Origin of the sequence: Bradyrhizobium sp. (genome assembly GCF_049691595.1) — a bacterium.
In the GTDB taxonomy this organism is placed as follows: Bacteria; Pseudomonadota; Alphaproteobacteria; order Rhizobiales; family Xanthobacteraceae; genus Bradyrhizobium.
Window position 1 is genome coordinate 1 of record NZ_JBAVNZ010000606.1, and the last position, 4,147, is coordinate 4,147.

The 4,147-nt window shown below is 68.3% G+C and carries 2 protein-coding genes; both read right to left on the reverse strand.

The window, feature by feature from the left end; translation table 11 throughout:
• Positions 1–28 precede the first annotated feature (28 nt).
• A complete protein-coding gene (locus WCE35_RS24315) occupies positions 29–2,092 on the reverse strand; it encodes a hypothetical protein (RefSeq protein WP_424595857.1) in 2,064 nt (687 codons plus the stop codon).
• A gap of 9 nt (positions 2,093–2,101) precedes the next feature.
• A partial coding sequence (locus WCE35_RS24320) for a DUF4159 domain-containing protein (RefSeq protein ID WP_424595858.1) occupies positions 2,102–4,147 on the reverse strand: 2,046 nt, incomplete at its 5' end.

A 4,147-nucleotide genomic window follows, 5' to 3' on the forward strand; every position in this document is an offset into this window, starting at 1 on the left:
CGGCGCGACCGCGATGAGGTCGGTGCGCTCACCGCCCCTCGCGCAGCCAGGTCGCGGCGAACGCGCCGAGCAGCAGCAAGAGGCCGATCAGGCCGGCGAACATCGGCAGCACGCCGACGCCCTTGACGACGCTGGCGTCGCGCATCTTCACGCCCATCCAGCCGTCACCGCGAAAAATGCCCGACGCCCGCACCGGCACGATGCGGGGCAGATCGATGCTCGTGCCATCGACCACGCGCCGGGCGTCGCCGCCGGTCGCCTGCGCCAGCGGCCTCAGCATCTCGGTGGTGGAGGTGACTTCGGAAAATTCCTTCGGATTGGTCGGCCCGACATTGATCAGCGCTTTCAGCGTGCCGTCGGTCGCCTGCCACAAGCCGAGTTCGCCGGCCGGGAGCGTCGCGCGCCATTCGCCCGGTTCGCTTGCGCTCAAGGTCAATTCGCGCGTGGCGCCGCTCGGCGAGGTCACCGTCACCGGCGTCACGCTGTCGGCCATCGTTTGGCGCACCACCGCCAGATCGCGGCCCTGGATCTGTAGCCGCAGCGCTTCCTCGTCCAGATCAGGCTGCTTCATCAGCCAATGCGACATCCGCCGCAACAGGTCGAGATGCGGGCCGCCGCCCTCATAGCCGCGCGCCCACAGCCAGATATGGTCGGACAGCAAGAGCGCGACGCGGCCTTCGCCGAACCGCGACAGCAGCAATAGCGGCTTGCCGTCGGCGCCGGTCATGACCGGCGGGCTGATCGCGTTGCGGGTCTCAACCGTGCGGAAGAACCGGCTCCAGCGCGGCGGCTCGGTGGCGGAACCTTCCAGCCCGCGCGTCACCGGATGGCGTTTGCCGGTATCGCTCAAATGCGCATAGAACGGCTTTTCGGTGACGCCGACGGGTTCTGCCGGCAGCACCGAATCCAGCGGCGTGCGCCAGATGCTGGTGGTCGAGGCATAGTCGGGACCGGCCGACACCAGCACCGCGCCGCCGGCGCGGACATAGCGCGCGATATTGTCGAAATAGGCGATCGGCAGCACGCCCTGGCGGGCGTAGCGGTCGAAGATGATCAGCTGGAATTCGTTGATCTTCTGCTGGAACAATTCGCGGGTCGGAAACGCGATCAGCGACAGCTCGTTGATCGGCGTGCCGTCCTGCTTCTCCGGCGGGCGCAGAATGGTGAAATGGACGAGGTCGACGCTGGCGTCCGACTTCAAGAGGTTGCGCCAGGTGCGCTCGCCGGAATGCGGCTCGCCCGAAACCAAAAGCACCCGCAGCTTGTCGCGCACGCCGTCGATTGCGACCACCGCGCGGTTGTTGACCAGGGTCAGCTCGTTCTCGAGCGGCGAGGCCTCGATCTCGACGATGTTCGGACCGGCGTGCTTGATGTCGATCTCGATATTGGCGGTCTGGCCGCTCTGCAACGTGCGTTCGTTGATCACCTCGCCGTCGCGGCGCACCACGATTTTTGCGCGTTCGCCGGTGACGCCCTGATCGTCGAGCCGGTAGGTGATGGTCTGGGCCTGTCCGACGATGCCGAAGCGCGGCGCCGCCGAGATCGCGATGCGCCGGTCGCGCTCGTCCTTGCGTCCGGTGATCAATGCGTGCACCGGGGCCTGGAACCCGACCGCGCCGGCGTTGGCAGGAATATCGTGCACGCGGCCGTCGGTGATCAGGAAAGCGCCGGCGACCCGATCGACCGGAACGTCCGACAGCGTCGACGACAGCGCGCCGAACAGCTTGGTGCCGTCGGTCTCGCCGTCGGCCTGCCCGGCCTCGACAATTCGCACTTCCAGCCCCTTGATCTTCTTCAGGCTCTCGACCAGGGCTTGCTGCGCCTTTGCGGTCTCCTGGTTGCGGGTGCCGAAATTCTGGCTCGGGCTCCTGTCGATCACGACGGCGGCCACCGACGACAGCGGCTCGCGGTCCTCGCGGGTGAAGGAGGGATTGGCGAGCGCCAGCAGGATCAGCGCCAGTGCCGTGATGCGCACCGCGGCGCCGCGCGAACGGCCGAGCAAGAGCAACGCCGATATCACGGTGATGGCCGCCAGCGCGAGCCACAGCACGAGCGCGGGAACGAGGGGGGTGAACGCGATGCCGTAATTCATGCCGTCGCCCTATTGTCCCAACCGTTCGATGAGCGCGGGCGCATGCACCTGATCGGCCTTGTAGTTGCCGGTCAGCGTGTACATCACGATGTTGACGCCGGCGCGGAAGGCGAATTCGCGCTGCCGCGGTTCGCCCGGCGTCAATGGCAGCATCGGCTGGCCGTCGGGACGGATCGCCCAGGCGCCGGCGAGGTCGTTGGAGGTGATGATGATCGGCGAGACGCCGTCGCCGCCGCGCGCCGGCCGGGATGCTGCCTCGTCATCGTCTTCGCGCGGCAGGGTTTCGACCCAGGTCTGGCCCGAGCTGAACCGGCCGGGGAAATCGCGCAGCAGATAAAACGTCTTGGTCAGGACGTGTTCGCGCGGCACCGGCTCGAGCTCGGGAACGTCGAGCGAGGAGAGGATTTCGCGCAAGCTCGCCATGCCCGGCGTTTGCGAGCCGCCATTGTCGCCGGGCGGCGCCTCGATGGCGTCGCGGGTGTCGAACACCACCGTGCCGCCCTGCTTCATATAGGCGTCGATGCGGTTGATGGCGTCCTGCGGCGGTTTTGGCGCGCCGGGCACCACTGGCCAGTAGATCAGCGGGAAGAACGCCAGTTCATCCAGCGCGGGATCGACGCCGACGGGATCGCCGGCTTCGAGCGCGGTGCGCTGCGCCAGAAACAAGGTCAGTCCGGCCATGCCGGACTTGACGATGGAATCGACGTCGGCATTGCCGGTGACGACATAGGCGAGACGGGTCTGCGAAACCGCCTTGATGGCGAAGTCGTCATTGTTGGCGGCGCGGCCCGGCGATGGCGCGGCCGACAACGCAGCCAGCAGGAACGCGATGGCGAGCGCCGCCGGCGCCGCGCGCCGTCGCAGCAGCGCGGCGAGGCCTGCGCCCAGCATCGCGACGATGATCGCATCGATCAGGAACAGCGCCAGCGATGACGACAGCAGGATGCCGCGCAAGTCGCGCGGTTCGGCGTTGGTGTAGCTCGCACGCCGCGCGCGCAAGCCGGATGTGTCGAGCGCCGCGATGCGATCCCCTGACGCCAGCGTATTGACCGCGATCGGGCCTTCGGCCGGGCCGTAGAATCCCGGCGGATGATCCGCGGTGGCGCGATCGCGATAATCCGCCGGCATCGGCTTGGCGGTCGAGGGCGGCGGTCCGAACGCGCCGAACCCGTCGAGCGTGCGCAGCGGCGCCACCGTCTCGACCTTGCCCTCGCTCTCGGCGCCGGCGCCCGGCGTCGACGTGTAGCCGGACATATCGACAAGGCGCCGCAGCATCTCGACAAAACTGCCCGACATCGGCAGGTCGGACCAGCGCATGTCGGCGCCGACGTGGAACAGGCTGACGACGCCCTTGCCGCGACGCTCGCCGGTGACCAGCGGCGTGCCGTCTTCCAGCGAGGCCCAGCTCTTGGTCGACAGCACCGCATCCGGTTCGGCCAAAACCTGGCGGCTGACGGTGATGTCTTTCGGCACCTGCAGGCCCGCGAACGGTCCGTCGGCGGTAAAGGAGGCCATGTGTTGCGGCTTTTCCCAGGTCAGGCTGCCGCCCAGGCTGCGGCCGCCGCGGCGCAGCCTGACCGGCACCAGATCGTCATCGGCCTGCGCCAGCCGCGGACCCGCGAAACGCACCAATACGCCGCCCTGGTCGATCCAGGCGTTCAGACGCTCGCGGGTTTCCGGCGACAGCGTGCCGACATCCGCCAGCACGATCATCGGCAGCCGCTGATCGAGGAATTGCGCGATCACCTGCTGCGGCGCGCCGCGATCGCCCAGCCGCACGTCGGCGAAGGGCGACAGCGCGCGGGTGAGATAGAAGGTCGATGCCAATAGCGGCTGCGCGGTATCGCTGGTCGCGCCGCTGACGACGCCGACGGCGCGCCGCCGCCATCTCTTGTCGAGCAGCTGGACGGCGCCGGCCGACCGCTCGCCCGAGATTTCCAGCCGCGCGATATCGTTGCGCAACTCGACCGGAAGATCGAACGCGGCTTCGGTTTCGCGGTCCCGCGGCCCGAAGGCGTAACGGGCCTCGCCGATCGGCGACCCCTTGGCATCGGT

Coding starts and splice junctions, on each gene's coding strand:
- WCE35_RS24315 (WP_424595857.1), bottom strand. CDS start 2,092: ATGAATTACGGCATCGCGTTCACCCCCCTCGTTCCCGCGCTCGTGCTG.